A 22109-nucleotide genomic window follows, 5' to 3' on the forward strand; every position below is an offset into this window, starting at 1 on the left:
TCAGACTCCTTCCGCCGGCGCGGCCTGGCGCGCGGCCGCGAGGCGGACGGCGTCCAGGATCTTCTCGTAGCCGGTGCAGCGGCACAGGTTGCCGGAGAGCGCCTCGCGGATGTCGGCGTCCGTCGGGGACGGGTTGCGCTCCAGCATCTCGTCGGCGGCGACGAGCAGGCCGGGGGTGCAGAAGCCGCACTGGACGGCGCCGGCGTCGATGAACGCCTGCTGGACGGGCGCGAGTTCGCCGCCCTCGCCCGTCTGCGAGTCCTGCGGCCTGGCGCTCCACCGCCGGGCGTCCTGGAGGGAGGTGCCCTCGGTGCCGCAGGCTCCGGTGGCGCCGGTGGCGCAGCCGCCGTGCTCGGCGCGCTGCCTGGCGAAGTCGGCGAGGCCCTCGACGGTGACGACCTCGCGGCCCTCCACCTGTCCGGCCGCGACCAGGCAGGAACACACCGGCACGCCGTCGAGGCGGACCGTGCAGGAGCCGCACTCGCCCTGCTCGCAGGCGTTCTTGGAGCCGGGCAGGCCGAGCCGCTCGCGCAGCACGTACAGCAGGGACTCGCCCTCCCACACGTCGTCGGCTTCCTGCGGACGGCCGTTGACCGTGAAGTTGACACGCATTACGCGACTCCCTCCGTGCCGCGGCCCGCGCCGCGGTAGGACTCCCAGGTCCAGCCGAGCGTGCGGCGGGCCATGATGCCGACGGCGTGGCGGCGGTAGCTCGCCGTGCCGCGGACGTCGTCGATCGGGTTGGCGGCGCCGGCGGCCAGGTCCGCGAACTGCTTGGCGACCGACGGCGTGATGATCTTCCTGCTGTCCCAGAAGCCGCCCTCGTCGAGGGCCGCGGCCAGGAACTCCTCGGCGGCCGTGGCGCGGATCGGGGTGGGCGCCGCGGAGCCGATGCCGGTGCGCACGGTGCGGGTCTCGGGGTGCAGCGCGATGCCGAAGGCGCACACGGCGATGACCATCGCGTTGCGGGTGCCGACCTTGGAGTACTGCTGCGGCCCGTCCGCCTTCTTGATGTGCACGGCCCGGATGAGCTCGTCGGGCGCGAGGGCGTTGCGCTTCACCCCGGTGTAGAAGTCGTCGATGGGGATCCGCCGGGAGCCGCGTACGGACTCCGCCTCGACCTCGGCGCCCGCGGCGAGCAGCGCCGGGTGGGCGTCGCCGGCCGGGGACGCGGTGCCCAGGTTGCCGCCGACGCCGCCGCGGTTGCGGATCTGCGGCGAGGCCACCGTGTGCGAGGCGAGCGCGAGGCCCGGCAGCTCGGCGCGCAGGTGCTCCATGATCTGGGAGTACGGGACGGAGGCGCCGAGCCGGACGGTGTCCTCGCCGACCTCCCACTGGCTCAGCTCACCGATGCGGTTGAGGTCCAGGAGGTACTCCGGACGCCGGTGGTCGAAGTTGATCTCGACCATGACGTCGGTGCCACCCGCGATCGGCACAGCCGTGGGGTGCTCGGCCTTCGCGGCGAGCGCCTCCTCCCAGCTTGCGGGGCGAAGGAAGTCCATCAGCGGCTCTCTCTTCGTAATCGTGCTGTCGGTCGTGCTGTCTGCCGTGCTGTGTGTCCTGCTGCGTGTCGTGCCGTGTGCTGTGCTCCCTGCCGTGCCGTGCGCCGTGCGCTCTGCCGTGCCGTGCGCCGTGTGCTCTGCCGTGCCGTGCGTGTCGTGCCGTGGGGCGTGCCGGCGGTCGCGCCCGCCGGTGTGCCGGGCGCCGCGGCCGGCGGACCGCCCGGCCCCGGGCCGGTGGCCGCGTCCCGCGCCGGTGCTGCTGATCGTGAGCGCTGTCCGGGGTCGTACGGGGGAGGCGGCCGTACGCCGTCCGGGTGGAGGCGAGACGCCGCTTCGGCGCGGAGGCGATCGATCCGGCCATGTGGGGCCGTCCGCCTCTCGACTGGTCGTTCATGTGCTGTTAACGCGGAGTGGGGCAAGTACACCGCCCGCTCCTCCGATGGGGTCAGTCACCGAAACCATGAAGGAGTTGGCTGGCCACGCCGTGAGTCTTGTAGATTCGTATGAAGAACGGGCCCCAGTAACCTCGCGGATTCCCCCGGAACACCGCCAGGCCCCACGGGCTCCGCGGCCCCCGGAACCCCCGGCGCGGCCGGTCACACACGAAATCGAGACAGATCGGCGGCGACGACACCATGCGGCTGCGCGCACTCCTTGACACCGACGCCCTGGGCCTCAGGCTGCTCGGCGGAGAGGACGAGCTCGACCGCACCGTGCGGGGCGTGATGACCACGGACCTGCGCGACCCCAGCCGGTACCTGGGCGGCGGCGAGCTGGTCCTCACGGGCCTGGCCTGGCGCCGGGACGCGGCCGACTCGGAGCCGTTCGTCCGCATCCTCGCGGCCGCCGGGGTGGCGGCGCTCGCCGCGGGCGAGGCCGAGCTCGGCGACATCCCCGAGGACCTCGTGGAGGCCTGCGCCCGGCACCGGCTGCCGCTGTTCGCGGTGCACGAGTCGGTGGCGTTCGCGACCATCACCGAGCACGTCGTACGGCAGGTCTCGGGCGAGCGCGCCGGGGACCTCGCGGCCGTCGTCGACCGGCACCGCCGCCTGATGACGTCGGGGCCCGCGGGCGGCGGCCCGGACGTGGTGCTCGACCTGCTCGGCTCCGACCTGGACCTGCGCGCGTGGGTGCTGTCCCCCGCGGGGCGGGCCATCGCCGGGGCGAGCTCCGCCGGGTCCCCGCTGCCCGCGCCGGTGCGGGCGCGGCTCGCCGGGGAGCACCTGGCCGCCGCCCGCACGGGGCGGCGCGGGCCGCACCGGGTGGGCGTGGACGGCGTCACGTACTCCCTGTTCCCCATCCGCTCCAGCGGCCGGGGCGCCGCGGGTGCCTCCCGGGACGTGCGCGAGACCGTCCTGTCGGACTGGCTGCTCGCCGTCGAGGCCGACGCGGGCGACTGGCCCGAGGAGCGGCTCGACCTGCTCCAGGGCGTCACCCAGCTCATCGCCGTGGAGCGGGACCGCAGGGACGCGGCCCGCACGGTGCGCCGCCGCCTCGCCCAGGAAGTGCTCGAACTGGTCCAGACGGGCGCCCCGCCCGCCGAGATCGCCGCCCGGCTCAGGGTCGCGGCGCCGGTGCTGCTGCCGGGGCTCGGCGCGGCCCCGCACTGGCAGGTCGTGGTGGCGCGCGTGGAGTGGGACGACGCGCGGGGCGCGGGCGCCCCGGCCGAGGGCGGCGCGCGCCGGGCGGCCGAGGCCGAGGGCGGCGGACGCCGGGCCGCCGAGCAGGGCGGGCCCGCGGGGCTCGCGTACGACGGTGGTGGCACTCGACGGGCGGGGGAAGCGGACGGCGGCGGGCGGCGGACGGCGGGGATCGAGGGCGGCCCGGTCGCCCAGGCCCTCCTGGAGGAGATCCTCGTCGACCCGGCGACGGCCGGGCCCGACCCGTCCGACCGGATCGCCGTCGCGCACACCGGCGACGAGGCCATCGCGCTCGTGCCGCTGCCCGCGTTGTCCCCCGAGGCCGACGGCGACGGGACGGGCCTGCTCGCCGACGCCCTCCTCGCCGCCGTGCGCGAGCCGCTGTCCGCGGGCCTCGCCGACGACGGCCGCCTCACGCTCGGCGTCAGCGCGGCCGTGCACTCCGCGGAGGGCCTGCGCGGCGCCCTGGAGGAGGCCCGGCACGCGCGCCGGGTCGCGGCGGCGCGCCCCGGCCGGGTGTGCGCGGCGGGCCACCAGGAGCTGGCCTCGCACGTCCTGCTGCTGCCTTTCGTCCCCGACGACGTGCGCCGGGCGTTCACCGCGCGCCTCCTCGACCCGCTGCGCGAGTACGACCGCCGGCACCGGGCGGAGCTCATCCCGACCCTGGAGGCGTTCCTCGACTCCGACGGCTCCTGGACGCGCTGCGCGACCCGGCTGCACCTGCACGTCAACACGCTGCGCTACCGCGTCGGGCGGATCGAGCAGTTGACGGGGCGTGACCTGTCGCGCCTGGAGGACAAGCTGGACTTCTTCCTGGCCCTGCGGATGAGCTGAGCCCGGGGCCCGTGCGGGGCGCGGCCGGCGGACACCGGCCGCGCCCCGTCCCCTCCCCCAACTTTGTGAAATCCTTCACCCGCCCCCTTGGCCCGGTGCCGCGATCCGTGCTGAGATTCGCCCACGACTCAACAGCTCAACGGTGCGCTAGGGGAGGGCAACGTGGCGCCTACCGCCATGTCTGGTACCGGAACGGACACCGAGCACGATCCACTCCAGACCGCGGTATGGCGGCTGCGCTCGCGCGGCTGCTGGACCGACGCGGCGGCGCTCCTGGCGCCCCGGCAGGGCGCGGCCGCCGCGCTCCAGAGAACCTCGCTGCTCGTCGAGCGCTGCCTGTTCACCGGGGAGGGGTGGGGCGAGGCCGAGGACAGCCTGCGCACGGCGGAGGCCGTCGCCGACGATGACGACGCGCGCGGGGCCGCGGCCTGCGAGCGGGGCCAACTGGCGTACGCCGCGACCGTGTTGGGCGTGCGCGACCGGGCCGACGAGGCCCGGACCGCGCTCGGGCGGGCCGCCGCGCTGCTCGCGCCCGGCGGGGCCGGGCGGGCCCTGCTCGACTTCCGGCGCGGGCTCGTCGCCGAGCATCTGGCGGACTCGCCGCAGGCCGCGCGGGCGGCGTACCGGCGCGCCCACGCCGGGGCCACGGCGCAGGGCGACTCCCTGCTGCTCTCCTTCACCTGGCGGCACCTGGCGGGGCTCGCGCTGCGGGAGGGGGAGGTGGCGGAGGCGCGGCACGGGTTCGCCGAATCGCTGCGGCTGCGGGAGGAGTTGGGCTTCCTGGTGGGTACGGCGCCCGCGCTGGCCGCGCTCGCCGACGCCGAGCCGGAGCCCGAGGCGTCCCGTCTCCGCGCCGAGGCCACCCGCCTCTTCCGCCTCCTCGGCGGAGTCCCCTCCTGGCTGGCCACCCACCTGCCCCCGGCGGCGTAGCCCTCGCGGGGGGCGCCCCAGACCCGCCCCTTTCCCGTAACCAGGGGGCTCCGCCCCCTGGACCCCCGAGAATCGCGCTGGCGCGCTCGTCCTCAAACGCCGGACGGGCTGGGATGCGCCTCAGCGCCGTCGTCGGCCGACGGTGATCCACCGCTCCGCGGCGGATGTTCCCCGCCCACCCGCCCCCTCCCGGGGGCGGGTGGGCGGGGTGTATCCAGCCCGTCCGGCGTTTGAGGACGAGGCGCGGAGCGCCGAAAAGCGGGGTCCAGGGGCGGCAGCCCCTGGTTTCGGGAAAGGGGCGGGATCGGGGAGCCCCCGGCAGGGCTACGCCGGGCTCAGGCGCAAGGTGAGGATCTGGAAGGGGCGCAGGGTCAGGGCCAGGCCGGCGGAGGAGGTGGTGGCGGGGTGGAGGGGGCGCTCCAGGAGGTCGGTGACGTCCGCCTGGGCGACGGGGAAGGACGTGGTGAGGAGGGCGCGGGCCCGCCCGCCGAGGGCCTCGTACAGCCGCACCACCACATCCCCGCTCCGGTCCTCCGCCAGCTTCACGGACTCCACCACCACCCCCGGATGATCCACCCGCACCACAGGGGCGACGTCCGCCACCCGCGCCACCCGCAGCGGCAGGTTCAGCGCGAGTCCCTCGGCGACCGCGTCCCCCGTCGACGCCCCCGGCAGCAGCGCGTACGTGAACCGGTGCGTGCCCAGGTCCGTGTCGGGGTCGGGGCTGTGCGGCGCCCGCAGCAGGGTGAGCCGCACGGTGGTGCCGAGGCCGTCGGCGTGCGCGGCGCGCGTCACGTCGTGCCCGTACGTGGAGTCGTTGAGGACCGCGACCCCGTACCCCTCCTCCCCCACCCGCAGCCACCGGTGCGCGCAGATCTCGAAGCGGGCCGCGTCCCAGCCGGTGTTGGCGTGGGTCGGCCGGTGCACGTGCCCGAACTGGATCTCGGCGGTGGACCGTTCGGCGTGCACGTCCAGCGGGAACGCCGCCTTGAGCACCTTCTCCGACTCGCGCCAGTCCACGTCCGTGACGACGTCGAGGCGGCGGCTGCCCGCGGCGAGCCGCAGCTCCTGCGTGATCCGGGAGCCGTCGCCGAAGGAGCGTACGACGCGCACGGACGCGCGCAGCGGCCCGTCCTCGACGAGCTCCACGGACTCGGCGGCGGTCAGGTCGGTGTGCCGGTGGCGGTAGTGCGGGTCCAGGTCCCAGGCGTCGTAGCGCGTGGGGTGGTCGGGGTGGAGCTGAAGGAGGTTGCCGCGGGTGCCGGGCGCGAGGACCTCGCGGTCGTGGGCGAGGTCCCGTACGGAGGCGAGCAGGCCGTCGGCGTCGACGGTGACGCGCAGGTGCTCGTTGGTCAGGATGATCTCGGTACCGGTGCGGGTCGCCGAGGTGACCGGCTCCGGGCCGTGCTCGCGGTCGGCGGCGACGGTGAGGCTCCGGGTGCCGAGCGGCCCGACGTACACGTGCCTGAGCGCGCCCTCGTGCTCGACGACCTCGCCGCGGGCGTACGGTGACGCGTTCAGGACGGACGCCTCGCCGTCGCCCAGGTGGCGCACCGCCTCCGCCGTGATCTCCGCCAGCTCGGCGAGCACGCGCGCGTACGTCTCGCGGGCCTCCCGGTGCACCCACGCGATGGACGAGCCCGGCAGGATGTCGTGGAACTGGTGCAGGAGCACCGTCTTCCACAGCCGGTCGAGCGCGTCGTACGGGTAGGCGTACGCGGGATCGCGCAGCGCGGCCGCGGTGCACCACAACTCGGCCTCGCGCAGGGCGTGTTCGCTGCGCCGGTTGCCGCGCTTGGTGGCGGCCTGCGTGGTGTACGTCGCCCGGTGCAGCTCCAGGTACAGCTCGCCGGACCACACCGGCGCCCGCTCGCCGTACTCCTCCTCGGCCGCGGTGAAGAACGCCGACGGCTTCTCGATCTCCACCCGCGGCGAGCCCTCCAGGGACCGCAGCCGGCGCGCCCGCTCCAGCATCTCGCGCGTGGGCCCGCCCCCGCCGTCGCCGAAGCCGAACGGCACCAGGGACCGGGTCGCGCGGCCCTTCTCGGCGAAGTTCCGCTCGGCGTGGGCGAGTTCGGAGCCGAGGAACTGGGAGTTGTAGGTGTCGACGGGCGGGAAGTGGGTGAAGACCCGGGTGCCGTCGATGCCCTCCCACCAGAACGTGTGGTGGGGCATCTTGTTGGACTGGTTCCAGCTCAGCTTCTGGGTGAGGAACCAGCGCACCCCCGCCAGCCGCGCGAGCTGCGGGAACGCGGCCGTGTACCCGAAGGAGTCCGGCAGCCAGATCTCCTCCGTCTCGACGCCGAACTCCTCCTGGAAGAACCGCTTGCCGTGCACGAGCTGCCGGGCGAGGGCCTCCCCGCCGGGCATGTTGGCGTCCGACTCCACCCACATGGACCCGACGGGCGCCCAGGTGCCGTCGGCGACCGCCTTCTTGATCCGCTCCCAGATGTGCGGCTGGTGTTCCTTCACCCACGCGTACTGCTGCGCCTGCGAGCAGGCGAAGACCAGCTCCGGATAGTCACGCGCGAGCGCCGTCACGTTGGCGAACGTCCGGGACGCCTTGCGCACCGTCTCCCGCAGCGGCCACAGCCAGGCCGAGTCGATATGCGCGTGCCCGGCAGCCGACACGCGGTGGGCGCTGGCGTGCGCGGGCCGCGCGAGCACCTCGGTCAGCGCGGCCCGGGCCGCGGCGGCGGTGCCCGCCACGTCGTGCAGGTCGAGCGCGTCGAGCATGTCCTCCAGGGCCCGCAGGATCTCGTGGCGGCGGGGCCGGGCCGGGTCCAGCTCACCCATCAGCTCGGTGAGCACCTCGATGTCGAGCAGGAGCTGCCAGACGGTCTCGTCGAGTACGGCCAGATCGGCAGCCGCGAATCGGTACATCGGCCGATCGCCCGCGGTCAGGACGTCGCCGAGACGGGTCGGTACGAAGTCGTGCAGGACCGTCGGATTGGCCGCCGCCTCCAGGAGCAGCCGGACCGGCTCCCCGCCCCGCGCGCGGGCCGCGACGGGTACGTGACGGTTGCGGGGGTGAACGCCCTTCACCGGGACGCCGGTGGCGTCGTACACCAGGCCCTCGACCTGGAAGCCGGGCCCCTCGCCGGTGAAGCCGGGGTCGACGACCACTTCCACGCGCCGCCCGCGCCACTCCTCGGGGACCTGCCCCTCCAGCCGGAACCAACTCGTCGACCAGGGCTTTCCCCAGGCGGTGCCGGCGGTGAAGGGCTCGTACGCCGCCCCGAGCGCGTCCGCGACGGGCACGGGCTCGCCCGGCGCGTGCCACACGGACAGCGCGAGCGGCACACGGTCCGCGTACTGCGCGGGCCGGAGGAACTGCCGCACCGCGCGTGCGAGGCGCTCCTCCACCAGCGGTCGGTCGTCGTGCACGGCGGCTCCTCCAGGGGTTGCTCACGGGGTCGGTCAGGGGTCGGGCGGGCGGTCGTTCCGGTCCGTGCGGAGTCGTACGGGGCTTCACTTCCCCGCAACCCGTCCGCGCACCCACTTCATTGATTGACGAATGGACATGAGTGGGGCGAAGCGGGACGGGCATGCATCCCGTGAGCATGTTCGAGGACGGTCTGGTGGGCGGGGGTCATGACGAGATACGCGCGAGGAGGTGCCGCCATCGATTGGGGGGCACTCTCACCGGGACATGAGGACGGTCCGGTCGACGGCGTCACGGGGGACGGCGGGGTTCGGCTGCGGCGCCGGCTCGGGCGCGCCGACCTGGGGGCCGTGTCCGAGGTCAGGGGGGCGCTGCGGGACCTGCTGCGCCACTGGGGCCGGCCCGGCACGGCGGAGACGGCCGAGCTGCTGGCCAGCGAGCTGGTGACGAACGCGCTGGTGCACACGGACCGGGACGCGGTGTTCACGGCCACGGTGGAGCCGCGGCGGCTGCGGGTCGAGGTGCGCGACTTCACGGGCCGCCGCCCCCGGCTGCGCGGCGCCGACAGCGGCGACGGCACGCACGGCCGCGGCCTGATGCTGGTGCAGGCGCTCGCCGACGCGTGGGGGGTCAGCGCCCACGGCGTCGGCAAGTCGGTCTGGTTCGAACTGGACGCGAGCGCCTGACTCCTCGTCCGCCCGCCCCCTCCACGGGGCCGAGCGGACGGACGAAGGCGGCGGGACGAGGATATGCAGCCCGTCCGGCCTCCGAACGGGATCGGACGGACGGGCGAAGACGGCGGGACGAGGGATATGCAGCCCGTCCGGCGTTTGAGGACGAGGCGCGGAGCGCCGAAAAGCGGGGGCCGGGGGCGGCGGCCCTGGTTTCGGGAACGGGGCGGGTCAGGGGCGCCCCGCCAGGCTCAGCCGAACTGCTGCTCCAAGTCCTTCAGCTTGCGCTCCAAGGAGTCCAGCCGGGGAATCGTCTGGGTGTCGTCCTCCGCGGTGAGGTCGACGGTCACGGTCTCGGGCCCGTTCCTGACGGCCTGGAGGGAGGGACGCGACCGTACGGGCAACTGCTCCTGCTGCGGCGCGGCCGCTATGGCGGGGTCCGCGCCGGCCTGCGCGGACCCGCTCTGGTGCGGCACGGCCCCCACGTCCACCTGCCGGCCGCCCCGGCCGTGGTAGCGCCGCCCCCGGCTGAGGGCCTTGAGCTGGGCCCGCTCCAGCTTCTCCTTGTCGCGGCGGCGCGTGCGCGCCTGCTCCTTCTCGCGCCGGTCCTCGCGGACCTCCTCGACGGCCTCGTCGAGGGTGCGCACGCCCTCCAGGAGCATCAGCGACCACGCGGCGAACGTCTCCCGGGGCGCCCGCAGCCACCGTACGATCCGGATCTGCGGCAGCGGCCGTGGCACGAGCCCCTGCTCGCGCAGGGCCGCGCGGCGCGTCTGCTTGAGCGCGCGGTCGAAGAGGACGGCGGCCGACAGGGACATCCCGGCGAAGAACTGGGGCGCCCCCGCGTGGCCGAGGCCGCGCGGCGCGTGCACCCAGTTGAACCAGGCGGCGGCCCCGGCGAACGTCCACACCAGGAGCCGCGAGCCGAGGGCCGCGTCCCCGTGGCTGGCCTCGCGGACGGCGAGCACGGAGCAGAACATCGCCGCGCCGTCGAGCCCGAACGGCACCAGGTACTCCCAGCCGCCGGAGAGGTTCAGGTTCTGCCGGCCGAAGCCGACCAGGCCGTGGAAGGAGAGGGCCGCGGCGACGGCCGCGCAGCAGAAGAGGAGGACGTAGGAGGCGGTGCCGTAGAAGACTTCCTTGCGCCTGCGGCGCTCCTCGCTGCGCTCCCACGTGTCGTCGGCGGAGGCGGTCGCCTTCGTCTGGGCCTTCCTGCCCCGTGCGAGCACCGCCACCGCCACTGCCAGGCCCAGCAGCAGGACGCCGCCCGGCAGCAGCCAGTCGAGCGATATGTCGGTCAGTCTCATCTGGGGTCCCTTGCGTCGCGGTGGGGCGTTTCGGGCGCCATAGTGACCCACGCCCGACGGCGCTCAAGGGGTTTTCCGGCAAGAAGGAGCCAAGTGGGCGGCGCGGGCCGCGACACACCCGGAATCGCTCGAACTCCAGCGGCACCGGGGCGAGTTGAGTTCGATTGCGCTCGCCCGAAAGAGTGATCTGGCGTGAGCGGGGCGCGATCACCCCGATCAGGTGGCGGCCGCGGGGCCCGGCAGGGAGGCGGGCAGCGGGCCCGGCGTGGACCCGGCGAGGGGCCGCGCGGCGTCAGGCCCCGGCGGACGAGGCCGCGAGCCTGGCCGCGCGGTCGGCGTCGCACATACGCGGGCAGGTGACGCAGGTCTCCTCGGGCCGCAGCGTGTAGAACATGCAGCAGCTCGCGCGGTCGCGGGTCGGCAGCTTCTCGCCGTTCGGCCCGGTCAGCTCGCGGAAGGCGGCGGTGCCGACGTACGGCTTGGTGGCGCCGGGCAGGAGCCGCTCCAGCTCGGCGGTGGCCCGCCCCTCCTCGCCGAGGAGGTGGGCGACGTACCAGATGCCCTCGACGATCTCGTCGGTCGCCATGGCCCACAGGGCGCGCCCGCGGCGGCGCATGCGCGGCCCGAAGCCGTCGAGGAGCGGCCCCAGGTGCTCGGCCACGGCGGCCCGCACCTCGGCGCGCAGGGTCTCCTCGTCCGGCACCACCCGGGCGCCGGGCAGCGTGGCCGCCGGGTCGTCCGGGAGGCAGGCGAAGGTGGTCGGGCGCACGGCCATGGCGCCGAGGACGCGCTGGTAGGCGACGTGCTCGACCGGGAAGCGCGGCACGCGGCGGTGCAGGAACCAGGGCACGGTGATCAGCAGGCAGGCGGGCCAGGCGTAGCGGTGCAGGGCGAAGCTGGCCACCACGTCGGGGCGGGCCCGCTGCCCGTAGTCCTTGAGGACCTGCGCGTCGTCCCAGGCCAGGAACTCCTCGAACTCGGGCCCGGCCGCCGCGAGCCGCTCGGCGGTGATCCAGCCCTCGCCCCGCGGGGTGGGCTCGTCCGGCGCCAGCTCCTGGATCCGCAGCCCGGGGTACACCTCGGCCAGGCGGGCGTACGCGCCCGTGAGCGGGCCGGGGACGCGCTCCGTGTGCCGGGCGCCGGATTCCAGGGTGGGAACGGACATGCGGGGACCGCCGAATCACGATCGATTGCAGGTAAGCCTAACCTTACCCAACATGATCGAGGTTTCAACTGGGAGGCGGTCCGCCTAGGGTGCTGCTCGGATGTTCCGGATCGTACGTTTCCGGTCCGGTGCGATCCGATACGTGACGGGTGGGACGCGGGAGGTAGCGAGTGGAGCGGGCCAGAGCGGGCGCGGCGGAGGGGTCCGCCCGCTGCGCCGCCGCGAGAGTGCCGGAGCAGCCCGGCGCCGGGCCGGGCGACCGGGCGGTGACGCGGGGCGAGCACCCGCACGCGGGACCTCCGCCGCGGGCCGTCGTGCGGCGCAACTCCGTGCGCGGGCAGGTCCTCGACGCCCTGCGCGCGGCCCTCGTCGACGGGGAGCTGACGCCCGGCGAGGTCTACTCGGCGCCCGTCCTCGGCGAGCGCCTCGGCGTCTCGGCCACACCGGTGCGCGAGGCGATGCAGCAGCTCGCTGTCGAGGGCGCGGTCGAGGTGGTCCCGAACCGCGGGTTCCGGGTCGCCCGGCGCAGCGCGCGGGAGCTCGGGGAGCTGGCCGAGGTCCGCGCGCTGATCGAGGTGCCGGTGGTGTTGCGCCTGGCGCGGACCGTGCCCGCGGGGCGCTGGGCCGAGCTGCGCCCGCTGGCCGAGGCGACCGTGGTGGCCGCGGCCGCCGGGGACCGCGCCCGGTACGCCGACACGGATCGGGCCTTCCACCGGGCGCTGCTCGGGCTCTGCGGGAACGAGCAGCTCGTGCAGGTCGCCGACGACCTCCACCGGCGCTCCCAGTGGCCCCTGGTCACCGGCCCGGTGCACGCCCGGCGCGCGGACCTGGTGGCCGACGCGGCCGAGCACACGGCCCTGCTCGACGCGCTCGCCGCCGGGGATCTGACCGTGGTGCAGACGCTGGTGCGGGAGCACTTCGCCGGGAGCTGAGTCACGCGGCCGGGGGCCCGTCGCGGTGGACGACCGTGAGGTGGCGCTCGGCGCCGGGGCTCTCCAGTTCGTCGACCACGGCGGCGGCCAGGTCCTCGGCGCTGATCCAGGAGCGGCCGTCGGCGGCGGTGAGCAGGGTGTCCCCGCCGCGCCGGTAGCGGCCGGTCCGCAGGCCGGGCTCCAGCAGGGCCGGCGGGCTCAGGTAGACCCAGTCGCCGTGGGCGTGCTCCTGGGCGGCGCGCAGCTGGGCCACCCCGGCGGCGGCGACCGGCCGCAGGTCGTCGGGGACGTACGCGGGGTCGTCGGCGACCAGCAGGTCCGGCCGGCCCGGGCTGCGCAGCACCCCCGCCCCGCCCACCACCAGGACGCGCGCCCCGGTCCGGGCGGCGGCGTCGAGGACGGTGCGGGTGGTGCCAACGAGGAAGTCCCGGTCGGCAGGCTCGGTCCGCACGGCCAGGACGACGGCGTCCGCGCCGGAGGCGGTGAGCGCCGCGCGCAGGGCCGCGGGGTCGTGCGCGTCCACCGCCACCGGCGTCACGGCCGGATCGTCGCTCGCGGGCTTGCGGGACAGGGCGAGCACCTGGTGCCCGCGCGCGGCGGCCTCGCGGGTCACCCGGCTCCCGACCATCCCGCTGGCGCCGAGCACCGCGATCCGCAGCCCCGCCCGCGACTTCCCGGGGGCGGTGCCCGCCGGTCCGGTCTCCGTGGCCCGTGCCTCCGCCGCACCGGCCGCCGCCGTCCCGTTCTCCGCCGCATGCGTACGCGCCCCCGCCGCCCGGGCCGCCGTCGCACCGGCCGTCGCCGCCTCGGTCGCCTTCATCTCGGTCGCCTTCATCTTGGTCCTCGTCTCGGTTGCCGTCGTCTCGGCTGCCGTCGTCTCGGTCGCCGTCTCGGTCGTCGTCCCGGTCGCCTTCATCGCGCCGGCCCTCCCGCTACCGGGTCTCGGGGCCGGTCTTCGCGGGGCCGGTCTTCTTCGGCCTTGTGCGTGTCGTGCTGGTGGTCTCGGGGGCTCGCCCCGCCGTCCGGGTGCGGGGCCAGGTCCGGGGCCGGATCCCGGTCCCGTACGCCGTCGCCGGGTGCGCGGCGGAGCCCCCGCGGGGAGTCGAGCTGTGCCGCGAGCAGGGCGGCCAGGGCGAGCACGAAGCCCAGGGTCTGGAGCGGGCCGAGGGACTCGCCGAGGCCGAGGCCGACGAGGGTCGCGACCAGCGGGGACAGCAGCACCAGTGGCGCGGAGGCACCGACCGGCAGCCTGCCGATCCCGCGGAACCACAGGGTGTACGCGATGAGCCCGCCCATGGAGCCGAGCCAGAGGTAGCCGGCCGCGGCACCGGCGTCGATCCGCTGCGGCACCCCCTCGACCGCGAGGGTCAGCGGCAGTAGCATCAGGCCGCCCACCGCGAGCTGCCAGCCGGCCAGGGCCATGGGGCCGACCCCCGCCGGGCGCCCCCAGCGCTTGGCGAGGACCAGGCCGAGGGCCATGGTCGCCGTACCGGCGAGGCCCGCGAGCACCCCGACGGCGTCGAGGCGGGCCCCCGGCCCGAGCACGACGAAGCCGACGCCGACCACGCCGACGACGCCCCAGCACAGCCGCCAGGCCGTCGGCCGGTCGCGGAGCACCGCGACGGCCAGCACGGCGACCAGCAGCGGCTGGGCGGCGCCGAGGGTGGCGGCGACCCCGCCCGGCAGCCGTTCGGCCGCCAGGAACAGCAGGGGGAAGAAGGCGCCGATGTTGAGCGCGCCGAGGACGGCGGCCTTCCACCACCAGTCCCCGCGCGGCAGGACGCGGGTGAGGGCCAGCGCGAGCAGCCCGGCGGGCAGGGCGCGCATCAGTCCGGCGAACAGCGGGTGCCCCGGCGGCAGCAGCTCCGTGGTCACGGCGTACGTGGTGCCCCAGGAGGCCGGGGCGAGGGCGGTCAGTGCGACGGTCGCGGCACGCTGCGCGGACGAGGTCCGCGGCGGGCCAGGCGGCCGGGGGGTCGAGGTCTGCATGGCGGTAGTCTCGGCGCCGGTCCGGCATGAATCCAAAGCATGGTTGCGATGGCAGCCATGAACGACAACGATGGTGCGATGGATCTCCAACAGCTCCGGTACGTCGTCGCCGTCGCCGAGACCCGCAACTTCACGCGGGCGGCGGAGCGCTGCCTCGTGGTGCAGTCGTCGCTCAGCCACCGGATCGCGAACCTGGAGCGGGAGCTCGGCGTCAAGCTGTTCGCCCGGTCCAGCCGCCGGGTCGAGCTGACCAGCGCCGGGGAGGCGTTCCTCGTCGGCGCGCGCGAGTGCCTGGCCGCCGCCGACCGGGCGGTGGCCGACGCCGCCGCCGCGACGGGCGTGGTGCGCGGCACCCTCGCGGTCGGCGTCATAGTGACCGCGGCCGCCGTCGACGTACCCGAGCTGCTGCAGCGGTACCGGGCCCGCCACCCGGACGTGCGGGTCCTGCTGCGCGCCGGGGGGAGCGACGAACTCGCGGCGGCGGTGCGGCGGGGCGACCTGGACATCGCCTTCCTCGGCCTGCCCGAGGGCGCGCGGCCGCACGGCGTGGAGACCCTCGCCCTCGACCGCGACGAGCATGTGCTCGTGGTGCCCACCGGTCACCGGCTGGCGGGCGCCGCCCGGGTCACGCTCCTCGACATCGCCGGGGAGACGTTCGTGGACTTCGCGGCGGGGACGCCGGGGCGGGCCCAGTCCGACCAGGCGTTCGCCGCCGCGGGCCTGGCCCGTGACGTCGCGTACGAGGCCGGGGTCGCGGAGCTGATCACCCGGCTCGTCGCGCGGGGCCTCGGGGTCGCGCTGCTGCCGTCGGCGTTCGTGCGGCCGCTGGCCGCCGGGGATCCGGAGCTGGCCCTGGTGCCGGTGGCGGACGGGCCGCGCCGCGTCGAGTACCTGGCGTGGGGGCGGTTCAACCCGAGCCCGGCGACGCGGGCGATGCTGGACGTCCTCGGGGTCCGGGGCGCCGACCCCGAGGACTGATGGGCCGTCAGGGCCGGGGCACGTTGCGGAGGTTGGAGCGGGCCATCTGGAGCATGCGGCCCACCCCGCCGTCCAGGACGATCTTGCTGGCGGAGAGCGCGAAGCCGGTGACCATCTCGGACTTGATCTTGGGCGGGATGGACAGGGCGTTGGGGTCGGTGACGACGTCGACGAGGGCGGGGCCCTTGTGGGCGAAGGCGTCCTTGAGGGCGCGCGCGAGCTGCTTGGGCTTCTCCACGCGGACGCCGTAGGCCCCGGCCGCGCGGGCGACGGCCGCGAAGTCGGGGTTGTGGTTGGTGGTGCCGTGCGAGGGCAGGCCCGCGACCAGCATCTCCAGCTCCACCATCCCCAGCGCGGAGTTGTTGAAGAGCACCACCTTCACCGGCAGGTCGTACTGCACCAGGGTGAGGAAGTCGCCCATCAGCATGGAGAAGCCGCCGTCGCCCGACATCGACACGACCTGCCGCCTGCGGTCGGTGAACTGGGCGCCGATGGCCTGCGGCAGCGCGTTGGCCATGGAGCCGTGGCTGAAGGAGCCGATGACGCGGCGCCTGCCGTTGGGCGTGAGGTAGCGGGCGGCCCAGACGTTGCACATGCCGGTGTCGACCGTGAACACCGCGTCGTCGGCGGCGACGTCGTCGAGGACGGACGCCACGTACTCGGGGTGGATCGGGACGTGCTTGTCGACCTTGCGGGTGTAGGCCTTGACGACGCCCTCCAGCGCGTCGGCGTGCTTCTTCAGCATCTTGTCGAGGAACTTGCGGTTCGACTTCGGCGCGACGCGCGGCGTCAGGCAGCGCAGCGTCTCGCGTACGTCGCCCCACACCGCGAGGTCCAGCTTCGAGCGGCGGCCGAGGCGCTCGGGGCGCACGTCGACCTGGGCGATCTTCACGTCGTCGGGCAGGAAGGCGTTGTACGGGAAGTCGGTGCCGAGCAGGATGAGCAGGTCGCACCCGTGGGTCGCCTCGTACGCGGCGCCGTAGCCGAGCAGCCCGCTCATGCCCACGTCGTACGGGTTGTCGTACTGGATCCACTCCTTGCCGCGCAGGGCGTGCCCCACCGGGGACTTGACCTTCTCGGCGAAGGCCATCACCTCGGCGTGCGCCCCGGCCGTGCCGCTGCCGCAGAACAGCGTGACCTTGTCGGCCTCGTCGACCATCGCGGCGAGCGCGTCGATCTCGGCGTCGCCGGGGCGCACGGTGGGGCGGGTGGTGACGAGGGCGCTCTCGACGGCCTTCTCCGGGGCGGGCTCGGAGGCGAGGTCGCCCGGCAGCGAGACGACGCTGACGCCGGACCGGCCCACGGCGTGCTGGATGGCGGTGTGCAGCAGGCGGGGCATCTGGCGCGGACTGGAGATCAGTTCGCAGTAGTGGCTGCACTCGCGGAACAGCCGGTCGGGGTGGGTCTCCTGGAAGTAGCCGAGGCCGATCTCGGAGGAGGGGATCTGCGAGGCCAGGGCGAGGACCGGGGCCATGGAGCGGTGGGCGTCGTACAGGCCGTTGATGAGGTGGAGGTTGCCGGGGCCGCAGGAGCCCGCGCAGGCGGCGAGCGAGCCGGTGATCTGCGCCTCCGCCCCGGCGGCGAAGGCCGCGGTCTCCTCGTGCCGGACCTGGATCCACTCGATGCCCTTGGTGCGCCGGATCGCGTCCACGACGGGGTTGAGGCTGTCGCCGACGACGCCGTAGAGGCGTTTCACCCCGGCGCGGACGACGATGTCGACGAACTGCTCGGCGACGTTCTGCTTGGCCATGTCTTCACGCACCCCTTCGGTCGCTATGGGTCCATGAATTCACAGGGAACGCGCTCACGCCTCCCACACGGCGGCGGCCGTACGGTCATCGGCGTACCCCTTGACCCGCACCTGGGTGTCGGCGAGGAACGCGGCGAGGCCGGGCGGGCCGCTCCCGGCCCAGCGGCGGGTGAGGTGCCGGGCGAGCTCGGGTTCGCCGCGCAGCGGTTCGGCGAGGCCGCCGGTGCACAGCAGCAGGGTGTCACCCGGGCGGGCGACGGAGGCGCGGAACCGGAAGGGGTCGCGCGGCGGCGCGGGCGCGGGCTCGTACGGGCTCGGGGGCGTGGTGATGCCCAGGTCCATGGTGAGCCGGTCGCCCTCGGGGGTGCCCGCCGGCGGCGAGCCGAAGCCGACCACGGCGGCGCCGGTGGCGGTGGCGACCCGCGGCTCGATGTCCTCCCAGGCGCCGTCGCGCAGCCGGAACAGGCCGCCGGAGCCGACGCCGAAGAACACCCGGGTGCGGCAGCGCGGGTCGGCGGGCAGCAGCAGGCAGCGCAGGGACGCGGTGTACTCCTCCGGCTCGACGCCGAGGTCGGCGGCGCGGGCGCGGAGCCTGCCGAGGCTGCGGTCGGTGAGCCGGTGCAGGCCGGACTTCAGGTCGCCGCGGCGGGCGGCCCGGATGTCCCGCGCGAGCCGCGCGTGGCTGCGGCCCACGGCCCCGCCGATCCACGCGCAGGCGTCCGCCGCCGCGCGGTGCGCCCCCGCCGTGGCGCGGGCGCCGGTGGCCATGGCGACCAGGACCAGCGCGTCCTCGCCGGACCCGAACCGGGCGGTGAGCAGGGCGTCGCGGCGCGGCTCGCCCCGGTACCGCGCCGAGTCCCCGCGCAGGGACACCGCGCGCAGCGTGCTGGTGCCGTAGCGGGCGCCGTCGAGCACGGTGTCGGCGACGAGGCTGCCGAGGTCGTCCGGGTCGGCGGCGGGCAGCCCGGTCGGCTCGGGCTCATAGGTCGGCGGCCCGTCCCCCACGTACGCCGCCTCCGCCTCCGCCTCCTCGCCCGCCACCGGGACACCGCCGCCCCGGCCCCGGGCGGGCGGCCGGGACACCGAGGGGAAACTGACGGGCCCGGAGGGGGCCGCGGGGGCCCAGGGGGCGGGGGCGCGATAGGTGGGGGGCACCGAACGCGGGGGGCCCTCGGGGAGGGTGCCCTCGGGGGAGGTGCGCTCGAAGGAGGCGCGCTCGGGAGGGGGCGGCTTGGGGGTGGGGGGCTTGGTGGGGGGCGCTGGTGGTTCTGCGGGGGGCGCGGGTGGCCTGGTGGGGGGCGCCGGTGGCTCGGCCGCCGTTGGCCCGGTGACGGCGGGCGGCGTGGCGGCGGCCATGGAGCCGGTGGACGGCGTAGGTGACTCGGCCGCCGGGAGCCCGGCAGGCGGCGAGGGTGCCCCTGCGGACGGCGTACGTGGCTCGGCCGCCGTTGGCCCGGTGACGGCGGGCGGTATGGCGGCGGCCATGGGGTCGGTGGACGGTGGGGGCGGCTCGGCCGCCGTGGAGCCGGTGGACGGCGTAGGTGACTCGGCCGCCGAGGGCCCGGCGGGCGGCGAGGGCGGTCCTGCGGGGGGCGCCGGTGGCTCGGCCGCTGTTGGCCCGGTGGCGGCGGGCGGTATGGCGGCGCCCGTGGGGTCGGCGGGCGGTGTGGGTGACTCGCCCGCCGGGGCCCCGTCGGGCGGCCGGGGCGGTCCGGCAGGTGGTGAGGGCGGTTCGGCAGGCGGCGAGGGCGCTTCGGCAGGTCGTGGCGGCCGGGCTGCGAAGGTGGCGCGCCGCGGAGCCAACTCCTCGGCGCGGGCGCCCCGTTGGCGCGGCACGGGCACGGGCTCCCGCCCAGCCCGGCCAGCCTTCCGCCCGCCCAAGGCGGACTCCGCGGCCTCCCGCCCAGCCGGGGCAGTCTTCCGCCCGGCCGGATCGGCCTCCCGCCCAGCCGGGTCAGTCGTCCGCCCAGCCGAATCGGCCTCCCGCCCAGCCGGGCCGGGCTCCGCAGCCCCCCTCCCGCCCAGGGCAGGCTTTGCGGGCTCCCGCCCAGCCGTGTCGGCCCCGGCAGTGCCTCGCCCGCCCGGGTCGGCCCCGGCTTCGCCGCCTGTACCGGACCCGGCCCGGGCCTCAGTGCCTGAGGCGACCTCCCCCCGGCCGCCACCGCCAGAGGAAGCCCCCGCCTGTTCCTCCCCGTCGGCGGGGCCCTCAGCCGGATCCAGGCCGTCCGCCCGGGCCGCTGCCCGGGCCTCAGCGCCCGGGGCGGGCCCCGCCCGCTCTCCCTCGCCAGGGGCGGCCCCCGCCCCTGCCTCACGGCCCGGAGCGGGCTCCCCCGGCTCTCCCCCGTCGGATGATGCGGCAGCCTCGGGCCACGCCGCCCGGGAGCGGCCCGTCGCGAAGCTCGTGGTGCCGTCCGGCGGGCGGGGCGGTCCGGCCGCCGGGGAACAGCGGATGCCGCGGGGGTCGGGGGCGGTCGGCGGCTCCACCGCCGGGGCGGAACGCCCGCTCCGGGGGTCGGGCACCGCCCGGGCGTCCGGGGAGCCGGCCGCGGGCCCGTCCCCCGCCACCGTCCCCGCGGCCGAGGCGAACCGGTCGTCCAGGGAGTCGGCCGCGGCCGCGGGCCCCGTGTCGTCCTTCTCCTCGTCGTACAACTGCGCCCACCAGTCGGCCTCCTGACCCGTGGGCCCGGCGGGCCTCTCCCCCTGCTGGCTCATGCCCTCATTGTCCACCGCACAGGCCGTACGAAAACGGCGCATCCGGAAATTCGAGGCCGGGTGGTGCGGGGTGGCGCGGGGCGTGCCGGACGGTCCCACCCCCCACGGGAGGGCCGCCCGGCACACCGGCCACCCTGGCAGACGGGCGGGTGGTGCGGTGATGATGTCCATGGCGTGTTCACGCCGTGGCCGGTTTCCGCCAACCACGGCCGGACCAGCTGGAACGCGCCGTGACGACCGGGGAGGGAGGCCGCATGCTGGCCGCCGTAGGGCTGGACGAGACGCACGAGGCGGCGTACCGCGCACTGGTGTCGGTCGGGGCCGCCGACGTGCCGGACCTGGCGCGCCGGCTCACCCTCGCCGAGCCGGAGACGGAGCGCGCGCTGCGCCGCCTGGAGCGCCACGGGCTCGCGGCGCAGTCCTCGGGCCGGGCCGGGCGCTGGGTGGCGGCGCCGCCCGGCGTGGCCCTCGGCGCGCTGCTCACCCAGCGGCGGCACGAGCTGGACCGGGCGGAGCTGGCGGCGACGCTGCTCGCCGAGGAGTACCGGGCGCGGGCGGCCGAGCCCACCGTGCACGACCTGGTCGAGGTGGTGACCGGCACGGCCGCCGTCGCGCAGCGCTTCCTCCAGCTCCAGCTGGGCGCGCGCCGCGAGGTGTGCGCCCTGGTGACGGGCCGGCCGGTCGCGGTCAGCGGCGCGGAGAACCACGCGGAGGAGCAGGCCGCGCACCGGGGCGTGGCCTACCGCGTGGTCGTCGAGCGGGAGGTCCTCGCCGCGCCGACGGGGCTCGCCGACATCGCCGAGGCCATGGGCCGGGCCGAGCGGGTGCGGGTGGTGGACCGCGTCCCGACGAAGCTGGTGCTCGCGGACGGCTCGCTGGCGATGGTGCCGCTGACGTCGCGGGCGGCGGAGCCCGCCGCGCTCGTGGTGCACGCGAGCGGGCTGCTCGACTCGCTGGCGGCCCTGTTCGAGGCGGTGTGGCGGACCGCGCTGCCGCTGCGCCTCGGCGCGGACGGCGCGGTGCGCGAGGCCGCGGACGGGCCCGACGGCACGGACCTGGAGGTCCTGTCGCTGCTACTCGCGGGGCTGACGGACGCGAGCGTGGCGAAACAGCTCGACCTCGGCCTGCGCACGGTGCAGCGCCGGGTCAAGCGCCTGATGGAGCTGACGGGCGTGACCACGCGCCTCCAGCTGGGCTGGCACGCGTACGAACGCGGCTGGGTGGCCCGCGAGGCGGGCGCGCCCCGTGCCCCCGGGGCCCGCCGGGCCTGAACCGCCGACCTGCGGCCGGGCACCCGTTCCTGCACCCTGAACAGATGGGAGCGTGGGAGCTCGCCCTGGTCGGTGTGGTGATGCTGCTCGGCCTCGGCGGGGTGCTGGTGCCCGGGGTGCCCGGCTCGTGGCTGGTGTGGGCCGGTGCCCTGTGGTGGGCGCTCCAGGACCCGCACGGGCGGGCCTGGGCCGTCCTGGTGGGCGCGACCCTGGTGCTCCTGGTGTCCCTGGTGGTGCGCTGGCAGTTGCCGCCGCGCCGGCTGCGGGAGTCCGGCGCGACGCACCGGCTCGCGGCGTACGCGGGCGCCGGGGCGCTGCTCGGGTTCTGCCTGGTGCCGGTGGTCGGGGCCGCGCCCGGGTTCGTGGGCGGGATGTACCTGGCGGAGCGGCTGCGCCTCGGCGGGCACGGCCAGGCGGCGACGGCGGTGCGGACGGCCCTGCGGGCGGGCGGCTGGAACGTGTTCGTGGAGCTCTACGCGTGCCTGCTGATCGTGGGGGCCTGGGTGGCGGCGGTCGTCCTCAGGGGCTGACGCCCCGCCCTCCGCACCGGGAGCGCCTGACATCGGGACTCCTGGGACCGGCGGTCCTGGCCCGCGCACCGGTGCGCGCGGCACCGTCGGCGTGCCAGCCTCACCCCATGACCGAATTCAGCGCGGCCGAGCGCGCCTACCTGAAGTCCCAGCGCCTGGGCAGGCTCGCCACCGTCGACCCGCACGGCCAGCCGCAGGCCAACCCGGTCGGCTTCTTCCCGCAGGACGACGGCACGATCCTCATCGGAGGCCATGCCCTGGGCACCACGAAGAAGTGGCGCAACCTCCAGGCCAACCCGAAGGTGGCGCTCGTCGTGGACGACATCGTCAGCGAACGCCCGTGGCAGGTCCGGGGCGTGGACATCCGCGGCGATGCGGAGCTGCTCACCGGCCCGCACGACCTCGGCCCGCACTTCAGCGAGGAGCTGATCCGCGTCCACCCCCGGCGGATCCACAGCTGGGGCCTGGAGGAGGAGGCGGGCTGACCCGCCGCGCAGGAGCAGCGTGCCGGGC

Annotated in this window: 17 protein-coding genes; 8 read left to right on the forward strand and 9 right to left on the reverse strand. The window is 76.0% G+C overall.

What is annotated here, in order from left to right; all coding sequences use genetic code 11:
• Together QK440_RS21855 and QK440_RS21860 are read right to left on the reverse strand one after the other, a co-directional pair.
• Positions 1-612: a (2Fe-2S)-binding protein gene (locus QK440_RS21855; protein WP_282794860.1), complete on the reverse strand. Its 612-nt coding sequence runs from the start codon at positions 610-612 to the stop codon at positions 1-3.
• Positions 612-1502: an FAD binding domain-containing protein gene (locus tag QK440_RS21860; RefSeq protein ID WP_190135786.1), complete on the reverse strand. Its 891-nt coding sequence runs from the start codon at positions 1500-1502 to the stop codon at positions 612-614. The genes QK440_RS21855 and QK440_RS21860 overlap by 1 nt, the downstream gene beginning before the upstream one ends.
• A gap of 635 nt (positions 1503-2137) precedes the next feature.
• Here QK440_RS21860 and QK440_RS21865 point away from each other — a divergent pair.
• On the forward strand, positions 2138-3976 hold the full coding sequence (locus QK440_RS21865) for a PucR family transcriptional regulator (RefSeq protein ID WP_282794861.1): 1839 nt from the start codon (positions 2138-2140) through the stop codon (positions 3974-3976).
• Between the two features lie 177 nt (positions 3977-4153).
• Entirely contained in the window at positions 4154-4906 is a 753-nt protein-coding gene (locus tag QK440_RS21870; RefSeq protein WP_282794862.1) for a hypothetical protein, read from the forward strand.
• Positions 4907-5230: 324 nt separating this feature from the next.
• On the opposite strand, the gene QK440_RS21875 is transcribed toward QK440_RS21870, so the two are convergent.
• A complete protein-coding gene (locus tag QK440_RS21875) occupies positions 5231-8293 on the reverse strand; it encodes a glycoside hydrolase family 38 C-terminal domain-containing protein (RefSeq protein ID WP_282794863.1) in 3063 nt (1020 codons plus the stop codon).
• A 312-nt stretch (positions 8294-8605) separates the two neighbouring features.
• Here QK440_RS21875 and QK440_RS21880 point away from each other — a divergent pair, with 312 nt between their 5' ends.
• Positions 8606-8977 (forward strand): ATP-binding protein, encoded by a 372-nt coding sequence (locus QK440_RS21880; protein WP_282794874.1) that lies wholly within the window; start codon positions 8606-8608, stop codon positions 8975-8977.
• Positions 8978-9213: 236 nt separating this feature from the next.
• On the opposite strand, the gene QK440_RS21885 is transcribed toward QK440_RS21880, so the two are convergent.
• Both QK440_RS21885 and QK440_RS21890 read right to left on the reverse strand, forming a co-directional pair.
• On the reverse strand, positions 9214-10269 hold the full coding sequence (locus QK440_RS21885; RefSeq protein WP_282794864.1) for a DUF2637 domain-containing protein: 1056 nt from the start codon (positions 10267-10269) through the stop codon (positions 9214-9216).
• Between the two features lie 292 nt (positions 10270-10561).
• Entirely contained in the window at positions 10562-11434 is an 873-nt protein-coding gene (locus tag QK440_RS21890; RefSeq protein WP_282794865.1) for a (2Fe-2S)-binding protein, read from the reverse strand.
• A 227-nt stretch (positions 11435-11661) separates the two neighbouring features.
• Between QK440_RS21890 and QK440_RS21895 the strand changes: the two genes are divergently transcribed.
• A complete protein-coding gene (locus tag QK440_RS21895; RefSeq protein ID WP_282794875.1) occupies positions 11662-12366 on the forward strand; it encodes a GntR family transcriptional regulator in 705 nt (234 codons plus the stop codon).
• A 1-nt stretch (position 12367) separates the two neighbouring features.
• On the opposite strand, the gene QK440_RS21900 is transcribed toward QK440_RS21895, so the two are convergent.
• A complete protein-coding gene (locus QK440_RS21900; RefSeq protein ID WP_282794876.1) occupies positions 12368-13024 on the reverse strand; it encodes an NAD(P)H-binding protein in 657 nt (218 codons plus the stop codon).
• A gap of 254 nt (positions 13025-13278) precedes the next feature.
• The gene (locus QK440_RS21905) at positions 13279-14355 is read right to left on the reverse strand and encodes an EamA family transporter (RefSeq protein ID WP_282794866.1); all 1077 of its coding nucleotides are present in this window, start codon (positions 14353-14355) and stop codon (positions 13279-13281) included.
• A gap of 78 nt (positions 14356-14433) precedes the next feature.
• Between QK440_RS21905 and QK440_RS21910 the strand changes: the two genes are divergently transcribed.
• Entirely contained in the window at positions 14434-15333 is a 900-nt protein-coding gene (locus QK440_RS21910) for a LysR family transcriptional regulator (protein ID WP_282794877.1), read from the forward strand.
• A 7-nt stretch (positions 15334-15340) separates the two neighbouring features.
• On the opposite strand, the gene QK440_RS21915 is transcribed toward QK440_RS21910, so the two are convergent.
• Positions 15341-17083 carry a pyruvate dehydrogenase gene (locus QK440_RS21915; RefSeq protein WP_282794867.1) on the reverse strand — a complete coding sequence of 581 codons (1743 nt, stop codon included), beginning with the start codon at positions 17081-17083 and terminating at the stop codon, positions 15341-15343.
• Between the two features lie 54 nt (positions 17084-17137).
• Positions 17138-18919, reverse strand: coding sequence for a protein phosphatase 2C domain-containing protein (locus tag QK440_RS21920; protein WP_282794868.1), 1782 nt, complete (start codon positions 18917-18919; stop codon positions 17138-17140).
• A 1130-nt stretch (positions 18920-20049) separates the two neighbouring features.
• Between QK440_RS21920 and QK440_RS21925 the strand changes: the two genes are divergently transcribed.
• From QK440_RS21925 to QK440_RS21935, 3 genes are all read left to right on the forward strand, one after another.
• Complete coding sequence (locus QK440_RS21925) at positions 20050-21066, forward strand: LuxR family transcriptional regulator (RefSeq protein ID WP_282794869.1); 1017 nt, start codon at positions 20050-20052, stop codon at positions 21064-21066.
• 44 nt (positions 21067-21110) lie between these two features.
• Positions 21111-21596, forward strand: a complete 486-nt coding sequence (locus QK440_RS21930; protein ID WP_282794870.1) for a DUF456 domain-containing protein — start codon at positions 21111-21113, stop codon at positions 21594-21596.
• Positions 21597-21703: 107 nt separating this feature from the next.
• On the forward strand, positions 21704-22081 hold the full coding sequence (locus QK440_RS21935) for a PPOX class F420-dependent oxidoreductase (RefSeq protein WP_282794871.1): 378 nt from the start codon (positions 21704-21706) through the stop codon (positions 22079-22081).
• Positions 22082-22109: the final 28 nt, after the last annotated feature.

The organism is Streptomyces sp. CC224B (assembly GCF_030010595.1).
Lineage (GTDB): Bacteria > Actinomycetota > Actinomycetes > Streptomycetales > Streptomycetaceae > Streptomyces > Streptomyces longispororuber.

Excerpts from the sequence above, each read along its gene's own strand:
- QK440_RS21855 (WP_282794860.1), bottom strand. The coding sequence starts at position 612 with ATGCGTGTCAACTTCACGGTCAACGGCCGTCCGCAGGAAGCCGACGAC.
- QK440_RS21860 (WP_190135786.1), bottom strand. The coding sequence starts at position 1,502 with ATGGACTTCCTTCGCCCCGCAAGCTGGGAGGAGGCGCTCGCCGCGAAG.
- QK440_RS21865 (WP_282794861.1), top strand. The coding sequence starts at position 2,138 with ATGCGGCTGCGCGCACTCCTTGACACCGACGCCCTGGGCCTCAGGCTG.
- QK440_RS21870 (WP_282794862.1), top strand. The coding sequence starts at position 4,154 with ATGTCTGGTACCGGAACGGACACCGAGCACGATCCACTCCAGACCGCG.
- QK440_RS21885 (WP_282794864.1), bottom strand. The coding sequence starts at position 10,269 with ATGAGACTGACCGACATATCGCTCGACTGGCTGCTGCCGGGCGGCGTC.
- QK440_RS21890 (WP_282794865.1), bottom strand. The coding sequence starts at position 11,434 with ATGTCCGTTCCCACCCTGGAATCCGGCGCCCGGCACACGGAGCGCGTC.
- QK440_RS21905 (WP_282794866.1), bottom strand. The coding sequence starts at position 14,355 with ATGCAGACCTCGACCCCCCGGCCGCCTGGCCCGCCGCGGACCTCGTCC.
- QK440_RS21910 (WP_282794877.1), top strand. The coding sequence starts at position 14,434 with ATGGATCTCCAACAGCTCCGGTACGTCGTCGCCGTCGCCGAGACCCGC.
- QK440_RS21915 (WP_282794867.1), bottom strand. The coding sequence starts at position 17,083 with ATGGCCAAGCAGAACGTCGCCGAGCAGTTCGTCGACATCGTCGTCCGC.
- QK440_RS21925 (WP_282794869.1), top strand. The coding sequence starts at position 20,050 with ATGCTGGCCGCCGTAGGGCTGGACGAGACGCACGAGGCGGCGTACCGC.
- QK440_RS21930 (WP_282794870.1), top strand. The coding sequence starts at position 21,111 with ATGGGAGCGTGGGAGCTCGCCCTGGTCGGTGTGGTGATGCTGCTCGGC.
- QK440_RS21935 (WP_282794871.1), top strand. The coding sequence starts at position 21,704 with ATGACCGAATTCAGCGCGGCCGAGCGCGCCTACCTGAAGTCCCAGCGC.